Origin of the sequence: Methylorubrum aminovorans, assembly GCF_022179725.1 — a bacterium.
GTDB lineage: Bacteria > Pseudomonadota > Alphaproteobacteria > Rhizobiales > Beijerinckiaceae > Methylobacterium > Methylobacterium aminovorans.
The window spans coordinates 1-1256 of the sequence record NZ_BPRC01000085.1 but is presented as its reverse complement, the minus strand read 5'-3'; the positions used below and the strand labels follow the sequence as shown (position 1 = coordinate 1256).

General features: G+C 65.0%; 1 protein-coding gene. It reads right to left on the bottom strand.

Annotated features, from left to right (window positions below):
- Positions 1 to 224 precede the first annotated feature (224 nt).
- On the bottom strand, positions 225 to 1256 hold a 1032-nt coding region (locus MFF24_RS28595; RefSeq protein ID WP_238229215.1), incomplete at its 5' end, for a TonB-dependent siderophore receptor.

Here is a 1256-nt window from a genome sequence, read left to right as displayed (position 1 = left end):
GAGTTGAACCGCTCCTCACGACCCTCCGGGCGTGAGAGCACGCCGCACCTCGCGCACCATCTCCGCCCCGCACCGATCGACCAAAACGCGTTCTCACACAGTCTCGGTGGATTGCAGAAGTTCCATGGCAGCGGGACGAAGCCCGGTTCTGGCGCGCGGAATCGCTGACGCCCGTGCCCGCTTCACTCAGCACGCGCGCCCCCGGCCATCCTCCTCATCCCTCGTCACCAGCGATAGATCAGGCTGCCGATTACAGTCGCGGGGGCACCCCGGTAGCAGAAGCCCGCCTGACAGGTGAAGTAGTTGCGGTCGAAGATGTTGTTGGCGTTCACTTGGGCGCGAAAACCTTTGTACTTCGGATCGATCGCCGCGAAATCGTAGGCCACCAACGCATCGAACAGGGTCACGGTCGGGTTGCGGACCGTGTTCTCGTCGTTGGCGTAGCTGTTGGCGCTGAAGCGGACACCGCCGCCGAGCGTCAGGCCGCTCAAGGCCGAACTCGGCGGGAACAGGTAAGTCAGGAAGCCGGTGAAGGTGTCCCCCGGAATGCCGGAGAGATAATTGCCGTCCAACACCTGCCCCGCGAACGAGGTCTGGCGGAGGTAGAGCAGGTCGAGATGCGTGTAAGCCAGCGTGAGGTTGGTGCCGGGTGCGAAGTTGGCGATCGCCTCCATCTCGAAGCCGCGCGACTGGACGGAGCCGGTCGCGATTTGGAAGGCGATGTTGTTCGGGTCCGTGCGCAGAACGCTGCTCTGCACGATGTTAAAACCGGCAAACCCCGCCTGGATGTTGGTGCCCGGGATCAGGTACTTGACGCCCGCCTCGATCTGATCGCCCGTCGCCGGCCGGAAGGCACGGCCCGAGGCGTCGGTGCCCGGCTGCGGCGCGAAGGTGGTGGCGTAGCTGGCATAGGGGACTAGCCCCGGCGCCAGCAGGTAGTTGAGGCCGACGCGGCCGGTGAAGGCCTGGTCGTTCTGCTGCGTCGCGGCGCCCGTGGTGTCGACCGTGTTCTGGAACACCCAATCGTAGCGGCCGCTCAATGTCAGCACGAAGCGGTCGAACTTGGCCTGCTCCTGCAGGTAGAGCCCGACCTGATCCTGGCTCTGCGCGGTGCGCGGCCCGAGCGGCGCGGCGAAGATCGGCTGAAGGCCGTAATTGCGGGTGACGAGGTTGAGATCGGGCGCCGTGCCAAAGCCGAAGCGGTAGTTGAAGTCGTAATGTGCGTAGTCGAGCCCGGCTAGCAGCGTGTGCTGAAC